Below are 15164 nucleotides of genomic sequence, written 5' to 3'. Positions count from 1 at the left end.
CAAAGGCAGGCACATTGTTTTCTTCCTCTTTACAACAAAAACGAGTGAGCCATATACATGGCTCACTCGTTTTTCTGCCTTTTTCCGCAATTTCTCACCACATAAAAAAGGAGCCTGCTCTCGCAGGCTCCCGCTGTGTCTCACTTACGCCTTGGGAGGGAAGGTAATGCCGCCCACGTTCACGTTGATGGCGGACACCTCCAGGCCGGTCATGGACTCCACGGCGCTCTTGACGTTGTCCTGAATGGCCTTGCCCATCTCCGGAATGGTGTGCCCATAGGACATGAGGACGGACAGCTCGATTTCCACCTTGTCGTCCTCCATCTTTACATGGACGCCCTTGGCCAGATTTTTCTTGCCCAGCAGCTCAGCAATGTCGCTGCCCAGGTTCGCAGCCAGACCGCTGACGCCCTCAACCTCCAGCGCAGCAGCGGCGGTAATGGCGGCCAGCACTTCCTCCGAAATATGGATATTGCCCAGCTCGTCAGAGCGGGAGACGTACTCTTTGTTCTCACTCATGTTTGCCACGCTCCTCAATCGTTCGCAGATAGGTCGCCCCGGCGCTCCTCCACCTGGGAGAGGAGGCCCGCACCCGGGCTGGCGGCAGCTGCCGCTTTTGTGTATTGTACCACATTTCCCTCTCCTTGACAACTGCGGCGGCCAAACTTCTTCTCCTGTCCCCCGCTCCGGGTTTCGACCAATTATTCCACCGGGATGATCTTAATCTGGTCCGCCGTGAAGCCCGCGGACTGATTGACCACGTCCACAATCTTGGCGGTATCCGCCTCGGTGAGCCCGCCCTCCGGCGCGGCCACCGCCAGGCTGAGGGCATTCTCCCCGATGAAGGCCACGCAGTCAGTGTAGCCCTTGGCCACCACCAAATTTTCGATCTGGGCCTCGGTGACGGTGTAGTCCGCCATGGTCTGAATGGTGTCGTTGACCTGCTCCTTCACGGTCTCGTCGGCGTCCTCCCGGGCGGCGGCGTCCTGGAGCAGGGAGAGGGCACTGTCCCGGGCCTGCTGGCGGTTGAGACGGGCGGTGGCAAAATAGTCTCCGCTGGTGGTGGCGGTCTGGGATTGTGCGTCCGTCTCCACATCGCCGCTTTCCACGTCGCCAGTCTGGGCGTCCGCATCCTGCTCGATACCCGTTCCGCTCACCAGCGGGTCATTCGTCTCACTGCCCACCATGGTGGACTGGCCCAGGGTCTTCCCCGCCTCGGCCTCCTGCTCATAGTTCCAGTTGAGATACACCGCCGCGCACACAAACAGGGCAATGGCCGCCACCACCGCGTTGCGCTTCCACAGCTGGGACCATCCCGTCCCCTTTTTTCCCGTTCTCATTGCTCATTCCTCCTGATTTCTTGAAATAATGAATGTTATGGATTTCCCGTGCAGATAGAGATTCGGTCGCTGCCCAGACCGGTGACGGCGGACACCGCCTCCACCAGCCGCAGCCGGACCTGGGCCTCTCCGCCCCCCTGGCAGATCACCAGAGCGCCCCGGAAGTCGGGGGTAAAGGTCTGGAGCGGGACCACCTCCTCCGTCCCGCCTCCCCGGCCCACCGTCACGGTGGTGGAGGAGCCTCCTCCCCCGCCGTCGGTATCCCGGTCCTGGGCCAGCACCTGGCGGCCATCGCTGGCCAGGGTCAGCACCACGCTGACCTCCCCCGCCCCCTCAATGCGGGACAGGGCTTTTTCCAGCTTTGTCTCAAATTCTTCCAAATCAAAGTACGTTCCGCTCTCCTCGGTCAGAACCGTTTCCTTCTCCCCGCCGCCGGGCCAGAGCAGCAGCGCCGCCCCCACCCCGATGACCAGCAAAACGTACCCGTACTTTCCCAGCGCCTCCTTCCACCGCCGGACCAGTGCCGGCCAAGCTTCCTTCACGGCAATTCCTCCTCGCTGTAATAGGCCTGCCGTTCCGGTGGGACCAGCAGTTCCTCCTCAATGATCTGGGTCAGGCGGCTCTGCTCCTCGTCAGAGAAGCGTCCTGTCACCTCCACCCGTTCCGGCACCGTCAGGCCATCCTCTCCGGTCCGGCAGACCACCCGGGCACGGCAGACAATGCCAAGCTCCTTTGCCTTGTCCACAATATATGCGGCGTACTCCTCCTCTATGATACCTTTTGTCCCCGCATCCGCCGCCTCTTTCAAATCCTGCTTCTGCTGCTCCAGCCCGGAAAAATAGCTCTCCAGCCACGCCTGTCCCTCCTCCAGATGCAGGCCGGGAAGGGGGGAGAGCATCACACACAGCAGCACCAGGCCGCACACCAGCCGTCCCGCCTTTTTCACCGGCCCCTGAGGCATCAGGGCGTCGGCCAGGGCACACAGCAGACACGCGGCGATGACGCTCAGCAGCCAGCCCCGCACATCGTCCATCATGAGGGCACCACCGCCGACACGGCAGAGACCAGGCTGACCAGCAGCAGCAGCGCTCCCGCTCCTGTCATGCCCAGCACCAGGCCGAAGGCGCCGCCGATGGCGTCAATGAGCTGGCTGAGCCGGGGCTGAGCCACCGTGGCGCACAGGGCGGCCGTCACCTTGTAGGTGAGGTACTGGAGGGCCAGGCGCAGGAAGGGGGTCAGGCAGATGGCCAGCACCACCAGAAGCCCGGCCACGCCTACCGTCCCCCGCAGCACCCCCGCGCCGGCCAGCACCGTCTCCGAAGCATCGGCCAGGATGCTGCCCACCACCGGAATGGCCCGGGAGATGGCCAGCTTGGCCGCCTTCACCGCTGAGGCATCCACACTGCCGGCGATGGCCCCGCTGGCGGTGAGGTAGCCCACAAACCCCAGCAGAAGGGCGGTGAGGAGGAAGGTGGCGACGCTCTTCAGCAGCCCGGCCAGCTTCTGAAGCCCCGGGTTGCCCACCGCCGCATAGGCGCAGCTGAGGGCCACATAGCCGTACACCAGAGGGATGAGCAGCCGGTCCATGGCGGTGATGAGCAATTGGGAAAAGAGAACGGTGGCCTCCTGCCGGGCGGCAGCCGCAGTAATCCCTCCCGTGGCGGCGGTGAGCACCGCCACCGCCGGCAGCAGCACTCCGGCAAAGTCGTCCATCTTTCCGATGGTGTCCCGCCCCAGGCCAATCATGGCCGCCATATCCGTCATGGTCAGGGCGGTGATGGCCAGGGCGCCCCCCATCTCCACAACCGGCAGGCTCTCCCCACCTCCGCCGCTGTATAGTCCCTGGGCCGCGGCGCACAGCACCACCACCGCCAGCAGTTTTAGTCCCGTGGCCACCCTTGCCCGAAGAAGCTCCCCCGCTTGGGCAAGGGCGTCGGAAAAGAGGTTGGATAGCCCCTGGTCCAGCTCCGTGCCTCCCTCCACGCCGTAGCGCTCCGTCTGCTCCCACAGCTCGTCCACCTGAGGGAACTCCAGCTCCGCCGCCAGACAGGGGGTGGCGCTCAGCAAAAGTACCACAATCATGGTCAGTATTCCTTTTCTCATGTCAGCATCTCCGCCATCAGTACCGCTACCGCCCGCATCAGGGGCAGGGCCACCACCAGGGCGGCCACCGTCCCGCCCAGTTCCACAAAGGAGGCCAGCCCCGATTCCCCCGCCGAGCGGCAGATTTCCGCCGTCAGCTTGGTGAGGATGGACAGGGCCACCGTCTTGGCCACCGGCTCCAGCAGCTCCTCGGACAGGCCGGACACCCCGGCCAGCTCCTCCATCAGCGCCGCCACCGCCCCCAGCCCATCCAGCGTCAGCGTCAGAATCCACACCCCTGCCGCCACCACCAGCAGCAGCGCCAGCTCCGGGGCACTCTTCTTCAGAACCGTCCCAAGCACTGCCGCCGTCAGCCCCACGGCGGCAATGCGCACCATGGTCTCCATCACAGCTGAAACAGGGTTTTGACCAGGTCGAACAGGTCGGCAATCTCCTGCACCACCATCATCAAAACCACCACCAGCCCTGCCAGGGTGGTCATCATGGCCTGTTCATCCCGGCCGGCCCGGCTGAGCACCTGGTTCAGCACCGCCACCAGAATTCCAATGGCGGCAATTTTAAAAATCAAATCCACATCCATTGTCTTACCCTCTTTCGCATTCGGCTTGCTGCCTCACAGCAGGAGAATCACCAGAAACGCCCCGCCGGACAGCCCCAGCACCTGATAGACCCGGCCCATCCGAAGCCGCTCCTCCCTGGCCCGCCCGGCCTCCTGCTCCAGACGCTGGGCCACGCAGTCCAGGGCCCTCCGCTCCTCCTCCCAGCCGCAGCGCCCCAGCACCTGCCCAAGGGGCAGCAGACAGGCCTGTCCCTCTTTGTTCAGCAGGGGCTCCGACTCCACCAGCCGCTCCCAGGCCCGGGCGAACGGCTCCTCCTCCAGGTGGTCCAGCGCCGCCCGGCACCCGGCAAACAGCGTGCGGGCCGCTCCCCGGCTCCCTGGAATCAGCCGCTCCAGCAGCTGTTCCAGGGGCGGCTGGTCCAGCTCCAGCTCCCGGGCCATGCGGCTCAGCCCCTCCGCCAGCTCCTCCAGGGCCCGGGTCCGTGCCCCCAGCCTCCCCGCCGCGCCAAAGCCCAGCCAGGCACTGCCTGCCGCAATAAAAAGCGCCCCCATCAGCCGTATCATCGTCCCAACTCCTCCACTTCGTATTGCCGCCCATCCCCCCGCCGGAGGATGTGTACCAGCTTTTGAAACATGCCCTCCCGCAGGAGAGGGCGGTACAGTTCCCGCCGCTCCAGGTCCTCCCGGTCCCGCCCGTGGGCGGTTGCCAGCAGGGTAACGCCGCAGCCCACAGCGGTACGCAGGGCGGCCACATCCTCGGGGGCGGTAATCTCGTCCACCGCCAGCACCTGGGGGTTCATGGCCCGCAGCAGCAGCATAAGGCCCTGGGCCTTGGGGCAGCCCTCCATCACATCGGTGCGGGGGCCCACCTCCAGCTGAGGAACGCCCCGGTACAGAGCCGCCACCTCTCCCCGCTCGTCGGCCAGGGCCACCCGCAGAGGGTGACAGCCCTCCCCCTCGGACACCCGGCGGATCAGATCCCGCAGCAGGGTGGTCTTGCCCAGACCGGGCGGGGCCAGAATGAGGGTGCTCTCCAGCCGCCCCTCCCGGCACAGCCGTTCCAGCACCCCCTCCGCCGCTCCAGGCAGCTGCCGGGCAATACGCAGGTCGGCGGAGGAGAGATTCCGCAGTCCCTGCACCTCCCCCTCCCGCAGCACCGCGCTGCCGCACAGGCCGATACGGTGGCCTCCTGCCACAGTAAGGTAGCCCCGGCGCACCTGGTCGGCCACCGCGTGGAAGGAGGCCCCGCTGGCTAGCTCCACCAGCTGCTCCAGATCCCGCCCGGTTACCGGGTTTCCCTCCAGCCAGCGCTCCCCCCAGGGGAGCACCAGGGAGAGGGGCCGTCCCACCCGCAGCCGGACCTCCTCCGTCCGTTCCTGCTCCTCCTGAGAGACGGACAGCGCCCGCTGCCGCAGGGGTGGGGGCAGAACCCGGAGGGCCTGCCGGTATGCCGTCACTGCTCTGTTTTCTTCCATGCCCGTCCACCCGCCTTTGCCCTATCCTATGTGGGGACAGGCCCGGGTATGACAGAAGGAAATGTGAGATATTTTTCACATTTCTCTTGACAGTGCCCGGCACATGTGATATATTTCACACACAGGATATTAGAAATATCTCACATTTCAGAAAGGAGCTCCCCTATGAAACGAGCCTTCAATCCCATGGGGCTGCTGGGCCTGCCCGCTCTGGCCGCTCTGCTGTACCTGCCCACCGGGGAGACCAGCTTTCTGGGCTTTCTCGGCTTTTTGGTCTTTTTCCGCTACTTCCGGGTCATCCCGGATGAGCTGTTCCTGCTCACCCTCCGTCGGGCGGCCACCCTCTCCTTTTTGCTGGAGTGCATTCTCATCGGCCCGGCCCTGCTGTTCTTCTATCTCCGGGCTCCCGGCGCGAACCCCATGCCCCAGGCCCTGGGGCTGAGCTTTGCCGCTGCCCTTATCTTCTTCTGCCTCTACCACACCTATCTGGAGTGGCGGGAACTGAGGGGGATGGCATGAGTCTGACCACACGCATCCGGGAGTACCGCATCCGGGACCGCATGAGCCAGGAGGAGCTGGCCCAGCGGGTGGGAGTGCGGCGGGAGACCATCGGCAACCTGGAAAACGGCAAGTATAACCCCTCCCTGAAGCTGGCCATGGACATCGCCCAGGTCTTTGGCTGCACCGTGGAGGACCTGTTTTTCTTCACTTAACCGGAAAAGCACAAAAATCCCCCTGTTTCAGAGCAGACGCTCTGAAACAGGGGGCATATTTCTGCCATTGGCAGCCTTTATTTCCCATGTCTCCGTGCAGCCAGGAAGGTGTTCTCCATCAGCATGGCCCGGGTGACCGGACCCACGCCGCCGGGAACGGGAGTGATGTAGGAGGCCTTCTCCACAACCTGGTCGTAGACGGTATCGCCGCACAGCTTTCCCGTCTCGTCCCGGTTGACGGCGATGTCAATGACCACCGCGCCCTCTTTCACCATGTCTCCGGTAATGAGGCCCCGCTGGCCGGCTGCGGTGATCAGGATGTCCGCCCGGCGGCACTCTCCGGCCAGGTCCACTGTCTTGGTGTGACAGACGGTGACCGTGGCGTCCTCCCACAGCATCATCATAGCCTGGGGCTTGCCCACGATGTTGGACCGGCCCACCACCACACAGTGCTTGCCGGTGGGGTCAATTCCATATTCGGACAGCAGCCGCATCACACCCGAGGGGGTACAGGGGCGCAGGGACTCCTCCCCCAGCACCAGGTAGCCCATATTGGCCGGGTGGACGCAGTCCACATCCTTGTCCGGCCGAATGGCCAGCTGCACCGCCTTGCCGTCCAAGTGGTCCGGCAGGGGGAACTGGACCAGAATGCCGTCAATGTCCTCCCGTCCGTTGAGCAGGTCGATGAGATCCAGCAGCTCCTCCTGGGAGGTCTCCTGGGGCAGGATGTACTCCTCACTGTAAATGCCGCACAGGGTGCAGTCCTTCTTCCGTCCCCGCACGTAGACCCGGGAGGCGGGGTCCTCCCCCACCAGCACCACGGCCAGGCCGGGCTTCACGGGCATCTTCTCCACCTGCTGACGAATCTCTTCCTTTAATTGGGCCGCCAGGGCCTTTCCATCCATTGCCACAGCGGCCATGGGTCATTCCTCCTTGTGTGTCTCGTCCTCCGCGTCCCGTTCCGGCACCTCAGGTGCCTTCTCTTCCTCCGCCTGCTCCGCGGCGGCCCCTTCCGGGGCAGCCTGGGCAGACTCCGACGCAGTCTGGGCCGCCTTCTGGGCGGCCAATTTGTTTACATACAGATTTTCCGGGCGGTTATTTTTGCGCAGCAGCATCACCAGCAGCACAATGCCCGCCGCCAGAGCGGACAGGGCCGCCACCAGCTGGGACACCCGGATGCTGCTGCCCACATAGAGATAGAGGCTGTCGGTGCGCAGCCCCTCAATCCAGGCGCGGCCAAGGCCGTACCAGAAGACATAGAACAAAAAGCACTGTCCGTCAAACTTGCGCTTCTTGCCCATGAAGTAGACCAGCAGAAGGCCCACAAAATTCCAGGCCGACTCGTAGAAAAAGGTGGGATGTACGCCCAGGGAACCGGACAGGATGGCCTGGTAGCCGGTCTCATCCACATAGCCGTTGCGGAGCATATAGTCGGCAATGGAGCTGCCGCACATGCGCCAGGGGGCGGCGGTGGTGGAGCCGAAGGCCTCCACATTCATGAAGTTGCCCCAGCGGCCCACCAGCTGGCCGATAAACAGCCCGTGGACCCCCAGGTCGGCAAAGGCCAGGAAGCTGATCTTCCGCACATGGCAGAAGATCAGCAGCACGATGGCCGAGGAGATGATGGCCCCGTAGATGGCCAGACCTCCGTCACTGTAGTTTAAAATCTTTCCCCAGTTCAGGGATCCGTCCTGGTTTTGGAAGATACTGATGTTAAAGGCCACATAGTAGACCCGGATGGCCACCAGGGCAGCTGGGACGGCAAAGAGCATCATGTCGATGATCTGATCTCCGTTCACCCCGTACCGAACTCCCCAGCGGCTGCACAGGCAAACCGCCAGGATGAGGCCGGAGGCAATGATAATGCCGTACCAGTAGACCGGACGGCCCAGAATGATGACGGCTACCCGATTCAGGTCAAAGCTCAGCCCCAGGCCCGGGAAGAAGACGTTCTGCACCGTCTCCGGCCCGGGCAGGGCAATGAGGTTTTGCAAAAAGTCCATCAGTCCGCTCCTCCCTTGGGCCGGATAATGGACAGGGCGGTGCGCTCCTCCGTCACCCAGCGGGCGATGAGCTCCTCCGCCTCCTGCTTGGTAAGGGCGCCGAAGAGGTCGGCAAAGCGCAGGAAGTCCGTGCCGGCAAAGAAGGCCTGGGCCTGGCCCACGCACAGGTTTTCAAAGGAGTTGAGGGAACGCACCTTGTTGCCGTAGACGCCCTTTTTGAGGCGCTCCCACAGCTTGCCGTCGATGCCCTCCCGGCCGATGCGGGCGCCCTCCTCGGCCACCGCCATGCGCACGGCCTCCGGGTCCTTGGACTCGCCGCCGGCGCACAGGAAGGAGCAGCCGGGGTAGCTGTCATAGCCGTAGGAGAAGTTCTGGTTGATGAGGCCTTCCCGGTAAAGCTTGGCGTACAGGGGGCTGGAGTTGCCCAGCAGGGCCTCCAGGGCCAGCTCAGTCACCAAACGCTGGCGCAGCCGCTCCTCGCCGGTTTTGGCCGGGTCGCCCTTGTAGCCCAGCTGGAAAATGGGGGTGGACACCGCCATCTCCTTCTCCACCCGGTGCTGGAAGACCCGGGGCTTCTCCTCCTCGCCGTAGTCCTTCAGGGCGATGGGGCCGGGGGTCTTGGGCAGAATCTCCCGGGCCAGCTCACACACCCGCTCCGGGTCCACATTGCCCGCCACGCACAGCACCATGTTGGCCGGGTCATAGAAGGCCTTGTGGCAGGCATAGAGGGTGTCGGCGGTGATGTGGGAGATAGACTCCACGCTGCCCGCCACGTTCTCCCGCACGGGGTGATTCTTGTAGAGGGCGGCCATGAGGTTGATATAGGACTCCCACTCCGGATCGTCCTCGTACATGCGGATCTCCTGGCCGATGATGCCCTGCTCCTTGTCCACACTCTCGGGGGTAAAATAAGGAATGGAGACAAAGGAGAGGAGGATCTTCAGATTGTCCTCGAACTTCTCCGTGGACTCAAAGAAGTAGCCGGTAATGGCGTTGCTGGTGAAGGCATTGGGGGAGGCCCCGTTGGCCGCCAGCTCCTGGAGGGCGTTGCCCTCCTTGGTGTCAAACATCTTGTGCTCCAGGAAGTGGGCCACGCCGGCGGGGGTGTCGTGCCACTCCCCGTCCAGGCAGAAGCGCATATCCATGCCGCCGTAGTTGGTGGCAAAGAAGGCGTAACCCTTCTGATAGTCGGGCTTGGGGAAGACAAACACGTTGAGGCCGTTTTCCAGCTTCTCGTGGTACATCTGCTCCCCTACCCGGGTAAATTCCAGCTTCTCCATGGCTCAGGCCTCCTTTCCCTTCAGGAAGTAGATGGTGTCCAGCTCCAGCTTCTGAGCCACGGCCGCCACCTGCTCCCGGGTAATGGTCTCAAACTGGGCGCACAGCTCCTCAATGGTGGTGTCCAGTCCGGCGGCCGCCTGGCCCAGCCAGAACTCCTCCTGCCGTCCCTGGTCGTCCAGGGTGGACAGGTGGCCCCCAATGAGGGTGCGGCGGGCACCCTCCAGCTCCCAGTCCTCAATTTCACCCCGGCGGACGGCTTCCAACTGAGCCAGGATCTCATCCCGGGCGGTCTCGTACTTGTCAAACTCGATGCCGGAGGAGACCAGCATAAGGCCCTTCATCTTCTCCAGCATGGAGCTGGCGTAGTAGCAGAGGGACAGCTTCTCCCGCACGTTGAGGAAGAGCTTGGACAGGGTGGTGCCGCCGAAGATGGCGTTGCACATCACCAGAGCGGGGTAGTCCTCCTCCCAGCAGGTCACTCCGCCGGTGCGGAAGCCCAAGGCCAGCTTGCCCTGGGTCACGTCCATGGCTTCCTCCTCCACCCGGGGCTGCTCCTCGGCGTGGAGGCGCACCTGGCACTCGGGGGTCAGGCGGTTCTCGCTCACCGGCAGGGACGCCAGGGCGGAGCGCAGGGCCGCCTCCACCCGCTCGGGGGCGGCAGAGCCGCAGTAATAGACCTCAATGGCGGCGGAGGACAGCAGATTCTGATACCGCTGCCACAGGGAGGCGGGGGTAATGGCCTCCACGCCGGCCTCGTCACCCAGCTTGTCCACGCCGAAGGCCTCCTCCCGGCACATGCGGCGGGTGAGCTGGAGGGTGGCGTAGGTCCGTTTGTCGTTCACCTGGCCCCGGATGCGGTCCAGCAGGTTGGCCTTCTCTCCGGCGGTATAGTCGGGGCAGAACACCCCGTCCTGGGTGTAGGGGTTCAGCAGCAGCTCGCCCAGCAGGGCGGCGGCGCTTTCCAGAATGGGCTCGCCCCCCAGGGTATAGGCGTCATCCAGGAAGCTGGCCACAAAGCCCACGCACTGGGTCTCCCCCTTCTTGCGCACCACCGGCTCCACCGCGCCGCCGTACAGCTCGTCCAGCGCGGCGGACAGGCTCTCCATGTCCGGGTGGACGGCCGTGCCCCGGCGCAGGACGTAGGGAACCAGGGCGTTCTCCGCCGCCGTTGCCCGGTCCAGGGGCGCCATGAGCGTGAGGGACAGATACGCGCTTTTGAATTTCTCCGTGTGGATCGCGCGCAGCCACACGCCGGGCCAAAGTTCCCGGCGGGTCATTTGAGCCATAATGAAATTCCTTTCTCCGCAAAGCTACGGAAGGAAATGGATTCCTTCTTTTACAATGTGTAATATGATACACGACCGGCCACAAAAAGTAAAGCAGGCGGGGCGAATTCCCCTCCAAAGCCCTGTGTTTTTCCTCCCCACGGCATGGAGTGTTCCCCGGCCCTTGGCGCAATATACCAAATCCAGCCTCCAGCGGGGCAAGTAATTTGACTTGACATTTTGAGGCAAATGTGGTATGATTCCGTTTGTAAAGTCATTCGCCTTTACATTTTTGCTTTGAAGGAGGTCCGCTGGAATGAAAAATCAGGCCTATCGCATGGCGATGCTCTTCGATTTTTATGGCGACGTACTCACCGATCGCCAGAAGGAGTTCTACGACCTCTATTACAACGAGGACCTCTCCCTGGGCGAGATTGCGGAGAACTACAACATCTCCCGCCAGGGCGTCCGGGACGTCATTGTCCGGGCGGAGGCCACTCTCACCGAGCTGGAGGACAAGACCGGCCTCATCAAGCGCTTTCACACCATGCACCGCCAGCTGGAGCAGGTCCAGCAGGACACCCGCAAAGCACTGGAGCTGTCCGCCCGGTACGACGACGGGGAACTGGAGACCCTGCTGCGGCGCGTGGATGACACCGTTGACACCCTGCTGAAGGAGTAACCCATGGCATTTGAAGGACTTTCCGAAAAGCTCTCCGCCGCCTTCAAAAAGCTGCGGGGCAAGGGCCGCCTGTCGGAGGCCGATGTCAAGGAGGCCATGCGTGAAATCCGCCTGGCTCTGCTGGAGGCCGACGTCAGCTACAAGGTGGTCAAGCAGTTCATCGCCCAGGTGACGGAGAAGGCGGTCGGGGCCGACGTGCTGGAGGCTCTCTCCCCCGCCCAGATGATCATCAAGATTGTCAACCAGGAGCTCACCGAGCTCATGGGCGGCACCAGCGCCAAGCTGACCATCGCCTCCAAGCCCCCCACCATTGTGATGATGGTGGGCCTCCAGGGCGCCGGTAAGACCACCAACGTGGCCAAGCTGGCGGGTCTTATGAAAAAGCAGAACGGCAAGCGCCCCCTGCTGGTGGCCTGCGACGTCTACCGTCCCGCCGCCATCAAGCAGCTGGAAGTGGTGGGCGAGCAGCTGGACATCCCCGTCTTCCAGATGGGACAGATCAATCCCGTGGACATCGCCAAGGCCTCTGTGGAGCACGCCCTCAAGCACGGCAACGATATGGTCTTCCTGGACACCGCCGGCCGGCTCCACGTGGACGAGGAGCTGATGGATGAGCTGCGGGCTATCAAGGCCGCAGTCAATCCCACGGAAATTCTCCTGGTGGTGGACGCCATGATCGGCCAGGACGCGGTGAATGCCGCCAAGGCCTTTGACGACGCCCTGGACATCAGCGGCGTGGTGCTCACCAAGCTGGACGGCGACGCCCGGGGCGGTGCGGCCCTCTCCATCAAGTCGGTCACCGGCAAGCCCATCAAGTTTGTGGGCATGGGCGAGAAGCTGGACCAGATTGAGGTCTTCCACCCCGACCGCATGGCCAGCCGTATCCTGGGCATGGGCGATATGCTCTCCCTCATTGAGAAGGCGGAGCAGTCTTTTGACCAGAAGAAGGCCCTGGAGCTGCAGGAGAAGCTGCGCAAGAACAAATTTACCCTCACCGATTTCTACGAGCAGATGGCCCAGCTGAAAAACATGGGCTCGCTCAGCGATATTGCCGGGATGCTCCCTGGCGTCAAGGCCTCCGACTTGGAGGGGGCCACCATGGACGAGAAGCTCCTCCAGCGCATGGAGGCCATCATCCTGTCCATGACACCCTACGAGCGGGAAAACCCCAACGTCCTCAACTCCAGCCGGAAAAAGCGCATCGCCGCCGGTTCCGGCACCCAGGTGGTGGACGTCAACCGCCTTCTCAAGCAGTTTGAGATGCTCCAGACCATGACCAAGCAGTTCTCCGGCGGCAAGCTGCCCCGGAACCTGCGGAAGATGATGGGCAAAAAGGGCGGCAAGGGCATGTTCCCCGGCATGGGCGGCGGAATGGGTCTCCCCTTCTGACGCGCCCCCTTCCTGTTGGCAAGGCGTCGCAGACGCTTTCCATATAACATTAACAAATTCATTTGGAGGTGAACATAAATGGTCAAAATCAGACTGCGCCGCATGGGCGCCAAGAAGGCCCCCTTCTACCGCATCGTGGTGGCCGACTCCCGTTATCCCCGTGACGGCCGTTTCATCGAGGAGATTGGCATCTACAATCCCGTGGTCAGCCCCGCCGAGCTGAAGGTGGATGTGGACCGCGCCCAGGCCTGGATCAAGACCGGCGCTCAGCCCACAGAGACCGTACGTGACCTGCTGAAAAAGGCTGGCGCGCTGTAAAGCTTGGAGGTCTTGCACGCAATGAAAGAGCTTCTGACCTACGTGGCCCAAAATCTGGTGGAGCATCCGGAGCAGGTCTCCGTCACCGAATCTGAGGGCGACGGCGAGACCATTCTGGAGCTGCGGGTGGCTCCCGAGGACATGGGCAAGGTGATCGGCCGCCAGGGCCGCATCGCCAAGGAAATCCGTGTCCTCATCCGCTCCGTGGCCCAGCGGTCCGGTAAGCGAGTCTCTGTTGAGATTGTCGACTAAAATGGCAGCGCAGGAGGTTCCTGCGCTGTCGTTTTACCCGGCGCTTTGCGCCTGCAACCCAAAAGGAGGGATGTTCCGGGATGGAACAGTATTTGGAAATTGGAAAAATCACCAATGTTCACGGCATCATGGGCGAGGTCCGGGTTCAGCCCTGGGCGGATTCTCCGGAATTTCTCTGCCAGTTCAAAACCCTGTATGTGGACAAGGCCCACTGGCCCATTGAGGTGGAGCGGGCCCGGGTCCACAAGAACATGGTGATTCTGAAGCTGCACGGTGTCACCGATGTGCCCAGCGCGCTGGCCATGCGCAATGCCATTTTGTATATTGACCGCAAGGACGTCCATCTGCCTGAAGGCGCGTTTTTCCTGGCCGACATCTACGGCCTGGAGGTGCGGGACGCCCAGTCCGGTCAGGTGCTGGGCAAGGTGGCCGACGTGCTCACCCTGCCCGCCAACAACGTGTACGTGGTCCGGGGCGGCGAGCGGGAGCTGATGATCCCCGCCGTTCCCCAGTTTATTGCCGAAACCAATCCGGAGGGCGGCTATCTCCGGGTCAATCTCATCGAGGGACTGTAACTATGAAGCATGAATGGAAGGTCTGGCTGCGGCTGGGCGTCACTCTGTTCCTTCTCTATCTGGCCGTTCATTACTGGGGGACGGTGTCCCAAGTGGCCCTTCTGGTGCTCTACACCTCCACCCCCCTGCTCCTGGGTGCCATCATCGCCTATGTGGTCAACATCCTCATGAGCATCTATGAGCGCTTCTACTGGCCGAAGAGCAGCCGGCCCGCTGTCATCCGGACCCGGCGCCCTGTCTGCCTCCTCCTGGCTCTGGCCAGTCTGGTTGCCATTGTCATTCTGATTATCCGCATGATTCTGCCCGAACTGGTACAGTGCATCGGGCTGCTGGTACAGGAGATCACACCTCTGCTGGAACAGCTGGGCGAAACACTGAATCAGAAGGTGGACCTGTCCCAGATCCTCTCCTCCTCCGGCATGGCGCTGGCAGACGGCACCATCAACTGGCGGGAGGCCATTACCTCCGCAGTTAACTGGGTGGTGGCCGGGCTGGGCGGCGTGATGGGCTCGGTGGTCTCCCTGTTCTCCGCCGTGGTGTCCACCGCCTTTACCCTGGTGGTCAGCGTCATCTTTGCCATTTACCTTCTGTTTGGAAAGGAAAAGCTGCAGCGGCAGTGTTCCCTGGTGCTGCGCACCTATTTGAAACCGGCCTGGTATCAAAAGCTGACCTATTTCCTCCAGACGCTGAATACCTGCTTCCACCGGTTTATTGTGGGCCAGTGCACGGAAGCGGTGATTCTGGGCCTTCTGTGCATGGCCGGGATGGCGCTGTTCCGCTTCCCCTACGCCACCATGGTGGGAACGCTCATCGGCTTTACCGCCCTTATCCCGGTGGCTGGAGCCTATATTGGAGCCGGTGTGGGCGCCTTCATGATCTTTACCGTCTCCCCCATTAAGGCCCTGCTGTTTCTGCTGTTTATCTCCGTTTTGCAGCAGCTGGAAGGCAATATCATCTACCCCAGAGTGGTGGGTTCCTCCATCGGCCTGCCTGGTATCTGGGTGCTGGCAGCCGTAACCGTCGGCGGCGGCCTGATGGGCATCTTTGGAATGCTGCTGGCCGTTCCCCTGACCGCCACTTTTTATCAGATGCTGCGGACAGACGTGAAAAAACGCAATCCGCCCCTTGCACCGCAAGAGCCTACGGAAGATTCTTCTCCCTCTGATCCACCTCAGGCCACCTGAGTTCGGAAACATGTAATAATATGAA

At 62.7% G+C, this 15164-nt stretch carries 21 protein-coding genes; 8 read left to right on the top strand and 13 right to left on the bottom strand.

All coding sequences use genetic code 11. The annotated features are described in order from the left end of the window. Positions 1 to 144: 144 nt before the first annotated feature. The 9 genes from AC3YUO_RS10715 to spoIIIAA form a co-directional block, all read right to left on the bottom strand. Positions 145 to 519, bottom strand: coding sequence for an Asp23/Gls24 family envelope stress response protein (locus AC3YUO_RS10715; RefSeq protein ID WP_118644820.1), 375 nt, complete (start codon positions 517 to 519; stop codon positions 145 to 147). Positions 520 to 701: 182 nt separating this feature from the next. Then, positions 702 to 1340 (bottom strand): SpoIIIAH-like family protein, encoded by a 639-nt coding sequence (locus tag AC3YUO_RS10710; protein ID WP_489963021.1) that lies wholly within the window; start codon positions 1338 to 1340, stop codon positions 702 to 704. Positions 1341 to 1375: 35 nt separating this feature from the next. Then, positions 1376 to 1882, bottom strand: coding sequence for a stage III sporulation protein AG (locus AC3YUO_RS10705; protein ID WP_489963020.1), 507 nt, complete (start codon positions 1880 to 1882; stop codon positions 1376 to 1378). Next, positions 1879 to 2376: a stage III sporulation protein AF gene (locus AC3YUO_RS10700; RefSeq protein WP_489963019.1), complete on the bottom strand. Its 498-nt coding sequence runs from the start codon at positions 2374 to 2376 to the stop codon at positions 1879 to 1881. The genes AC3YUO_RS10705 and AC3YUO_RS10700 overlap by 4 nt, the downstream gene beginning before the upstream one ends. Then, positions 2373 to 3443, bottom strand: a complete 1071-nt coding sequence (locus AC3YUO_RS10695; protein ID WP_489963018.1) for a stage III sporulation protein AE — start codon at positions 3441 to 3443, stop codon at positions 2373 to 2375. Before AC3YUO_RS10695 ends, AC3YUO_RS10700 begins: the two co-directional genes overlap by 4 nt. Then, the gene (locus tag AC3YUO_RS10690; RefSeq protein ID WP_489963025.1) at positions 3440 to 3829 is read right to left on the bottom strand and encodes a SpoIIIAC/SpoIIIAD family protein; all 390 of its coding nucleotides are present in this window, start codon (positions 3827 to 3829) and stop codon (positions 3440 to 3442) included. Before AC3YUO_RS10690 ends, AC3YUO_RS10695 begins: the two co-directional genes overlap by 4 nt. Continuing rightward, a complete protein-coding gene (gene spoIIIAC / locus AC3YUO_RS10685; protein ID WP_118644832.1) occupies positions 3829 to 4023 on the bottom strand; it encodes a stage III sporulation protein AC in 195 nt (64 codons plus the stop codon). The genes AC3YUO_RS10690 and spoIIIAC overlap by 1 nt, the downstream gene beginning before the upstream one ends. Before the next feature lie 33 nt (positions 4024 to 4056). Next, complete coding sequence (locus AC3YUO_RS10680) at positions 4057 to 4566, bottom strand: stage III sporulation protein AB (RefSeq protein ID WP_489963017.1); 510 nt, start codon at positions 4564 to 4566, stop codon at positions 4057 to 4059. Then, positions 4563 to 5477, bottom strand: a complete 915-nt coding sequence (gene spoIIIAA / locus AC3YUO_RS10675) for a stage III sporulation protein AA (RefSeq protein ID WP_489963016.1) — start codon at positions 5475 to 5477, stop codon at positions 4563 to 4565. The genes AC3YUO_RS10680 and spoIIIAA overlap by 4 nt, the downstream gene beginning before the upstream one ends. Positions 5478 to 5642: 165 nt before the next feature. Here spoIIIAA and AC3YUO_RS10670 point away from each other — a divergent pair, with 165 nt between their 5' ends. Continuing rightward, a complete protein-coding gene (locus tag AC3YUO_RS10670; protein WP_489963015.1) occupies positions 5643 to 5996 on the top strand; it encodes a hypothetical protein in 354 nt (117 codons plus the stop codon). After that, on the top strand, positions 5993 to 6190 hold the full coding sequence (locus tag AC3YUO_RS10665) for a helix-turn-helix transcriptional regulator (protein ID WP_489963014.1): 198 nt from the start codon (positions 5993 to 5995) through the stop codon (positions 6188 to 6190). The genes AC3YUO_RS10670 and AC3YUO_RS10665 overlap by 4 nt, the downstream gene beginning before the upstream one ends. Before the next feature lie 77 nt (positions 6191 to 6267). Here AC3YUO_RS10665 and folD read toward each other — a convergent pair whose 3' ends face one another. Genes folD through yfmF form a run of 4 tightly spaced genes read right to left on the bottom strand, consistent with a single transcriptional unit; the run spans position 6268 to position 10760 of the window. Further along, complete coding sequence (gene folD / locus AC3YUO_RS10660) at positions 6268 to 7110, bottom strand: bifunctional methylenetetrahydrofolate dehydrogenase/methenyltetrahydrofolate cyclohydrolase FolD (RefSeq protein WP_489963013.1); 843 nt, start codon at positions 7108 to 7110, stop codon at positions 6268 to 6270. A gap of 3 nt (positions 7111 to 7113) precedes the next feature. Next, positions 7114 to 8193: a prolipoprotein diacylglyceryl transferase gene (gene lgt / locus AC3YUO_RS10655; protein ID WP_489963012.1), complete on the bottom strand. Its 1080-nt coding sequence runs from the start codon at positions 8191 to 8193 to the stop codon at positions 7114 to 7116. Further along, positions 8193 to 9473, bottom strand: coding sequence for an EF-P 5-aminopentanol modification-associated protein YfmH (gene yfmH / locus AC3YUO_RS10650; RefSeq protein ID WP_489963011.1), 1281 nt, complete (start codon positions 9471 to 9473; stop codon positions 8193 to 8195). Before yfmH ends, lgt begins: the two co-directional genes overlap by 1 nt. 3 nt (positions 9474 to 9476) lie before the next feature. Next, entirely contained in the window at positions 9477 to 10760 is a 1284-nt protein-coding gene (gene yfmF, locus AC3YUO_RS10645) for an EF-P 5-aminopentanol modification-associated protein YfmF (protein ID WP_489963010.1), read from the bottom strand. 295 nt (positions 10761 to 11055) lie between these two features. On the opposite strand from yfmF, the gene ylxM reads away from it, so the two are divergent. The 6 genes from ylxM to AC3YUO_RS10615 all read left to right on the top strand — a co-directional run bounded on the left by ylxM (position 11056) and on the right by AC3YUO_RS10615 (position 15139). Then, entirely contained in the window at positions 11056 to 11421 is a 366-nt protein-coding gene (ylxM, locus tag AC3YUO_RS10640) for a YlxM family DNA-binding protein (protein ID WP_489963009.1), read from the top strand. A 3-nt stretch (positions 11422 to 11424) separates the two neighbouring features. After that, entirely contained in the window at positions 11425 to 12810 is a 1386-nt protein-coding gene (gene ffh / locus AC3YUO_RS10635; protein ID WP_489963008.1) for a signal recognition particle protein, read from the top strand. Between the two features lie 78 nt (positions 12811 to 12888). Further along, a complete protein-coding gene (gene rpsP, locus AC3YUO_RS10630; RefSeq protein ID WP_118644854.1) occupies positions 12889 to 13128 on the top strand; it encodes a 30S ribosomal protein S16 in 240 nt (79 codons plus the stop codon). Between the two features lie 21 nt (positions 13129 to 13149). Continuing rightward, positions 13150 to 13380, top strand: a complete 231-nt coding sequence (locus AC3YUO_RS10625) for a KH domain-containing protein (protein WP_199648853.1) — start codon at positions 13150 to 13152, stop codon at positions 13378 to 13380. Positions 13381 to 13460: 80 nt separating this feature from the next. Next, a complete protein-coding gene (gene rimM, locus AC3YUO_RS10620) occupies positions 13461 to 13955 on the top strand; it encodes a ribosome maturation factor RimM (RefSeq protein WP_489963007.1) in 495 nt (164 codons plus the stop codon). A gap of 2 nt (positions 13956 to 13957) precedes the next feature. Next, a complete protein-coding gene (locus tag AC3YUO_RS10615; RefSeq protein ID WP_489963006.1) occupies positions 13958 to 15139 on the top strand; it encodes an AI-2E family transporter in 1182 nt (393 codons plus the stop codon). Positions 15140 to 15164: the final 25 nt, after the last annotated feature.

This window comes from Pseudoflavonifractor sp. HNCC25GI2 (assembly GCF_058136395.1).
Note: the sequence above shows the minus strand (reverse complement) of the source record. Positions and strands in the feature narration are given on the sequence as shown.

What these genes read in the sequence shown, in the direction of transcription:
- AC3YUO_RS10715 (WP_118644820.1), bottom strand. Translation starts at nt 519, where the DNA reads ATGAGTGAGAACAAAGAGTACGTCTCCCGCTCTGACGAGCTGGGCAAT.
- AC3YUO_RS10710 (WP_489963021.1), bottom strand. Translation starts at nt 1,340, where the DNA reads ATGAGAACGGGAAAAAAGGGGACGGGATGGTCCCAGCTGTGGAAGCGC.
- AC3YUO_RS10700 (WP_489963019.1), bottom strand. Translation starts at nt 2,376, where the DNA reads ATGATGGACGATGTGCGGGGCTGGCTGCTGAGCGTCATCGCCGCGTGT.
- AC3YUO_RS10695 (WP_489963018.1), bottom strand. Translation starts at nt 3,443, where the DNA reads ATGAGAAAAGGAATACTGACCATGATTGTGGTACTTTTGCTGAGCGCC.
- AC3YUO_RS10690 (WP_489963025.1), bottom strand. Translation starts at nt 3,829, where the DNA reads ATGGAGACCATGGTGCGCATTGCCGCCGTGGGGCTGACGGCGGCAGTG.
- spoIIIAC (WP_118644832.1), bottom strand. Translation starts at nt 4,023, where the DNA reads ATGGATGTGGATTTGATTTTTAAAATTGCCGCCATTGGAATTCTGGTG.
- AC3YUO_RS10680 (WP_489963017.1), bottom strand. Translation starts at nt 4,566, where the DNA reads ATGATACGGCTGATGGGGGCGCTTTTTATTGCGGCAGGCAGTGCCTGG.
- spoIIIAA (WP_489963016.1), bottom strand. Translation starts at nt 5,477, where the DNA reads ATGGAAGAAAACAGAGCAGTGACGGCATACCGGCAGGCCCTCCGGGTT.
- AC3YUO_RS10670 (WP_489963015.1), top strand. Translation starts at nt 5,643, where the DNA reads ATGAAACGAGCCTTCAATCCCATGGGGCTGCTGGGCCTGCCCGCTCTG.
- AC3YUO_RS10665 (WP_489963014.1), top strand. Translation starts at nt 5,993, where the DNA reads ATGAGTCTGACCACACGCATCCGGGAGTACCGCATCCGGGACCGCATG.
- folD (WP_489963013.1), bottom strand. Translation starts at nt 7,110, where the DNA reads ATGGCCGCTGTGGCAATGGATGGAAAGGCCCTGGCGGCCCAATTAAAG.
- lgt (WP_489963012.1), bottom strand. Translation starts at nt 8,193, where the DNA reads ATGGACTTTTTGCAAAACCTCATTGCCCTGCCCGGGCCGGAGACGGTG.
- yfmH (WP_489963011.1), bottom strand. Translation starts at nt 9,473, where the DNA reads ATGGAGAAGCTGGAATTTACCCGGGTAGGGGAGCAGATGTACCACGAG.
- yfmF (WP_489963010.1), bottom strand. Translation starts at nt 10,760, where the DNA reads ATGGCTCAAATGACCCGCCGGGAACTTTGGCCCGGCGTGTGGCTGCGC.
- ylxM (WP_489963009.1), top strand. Translation starts at nt 11,056, where the DNA reads ATGAAAAATCAGGCCTATCGCATGGCGATGCTCTTCGATTTTTATGGC.
- ffh (WP_489963008.1), top strand. Translation starts at nt 11,425, where the DNA reads ATGGCATTTGAAGGACTTTCCGAAAAGCTCTCCGCCGCCTTCAAAAAG.
- rpsP (WP_118644854.1), top strand. Translation starts at nt 12,889, where the DNA reads ATGGTCAAAATCAGACTGCGCCGCATGGGCGCCAAGAAGGCCCCCTTC.
- AC3YUO_RS10625 (WP_199648853.1), top strand. Translation starts at nt 13,150, where the DNA reads ATGAAAGAGCTTCTGACCTACGTGGCCCAAAATCTGGTGGAGCATCCG.
- rimM (WP_489963007.1), top strand. Translation starts at nt 13,461, where the DNA reads ATGGAACAGTATTTGGAAATTGGAAAAATCACCAATGTTCACGGCATC.
- AC3YUO_RS10615 (WP_489963006.1), top strand. Translation starts at nt 13,958, where the DNA reads ATGAAGCATGAATGGAAGGTCTGGCTGCGGCTGGGCGTCACTCTGTTC.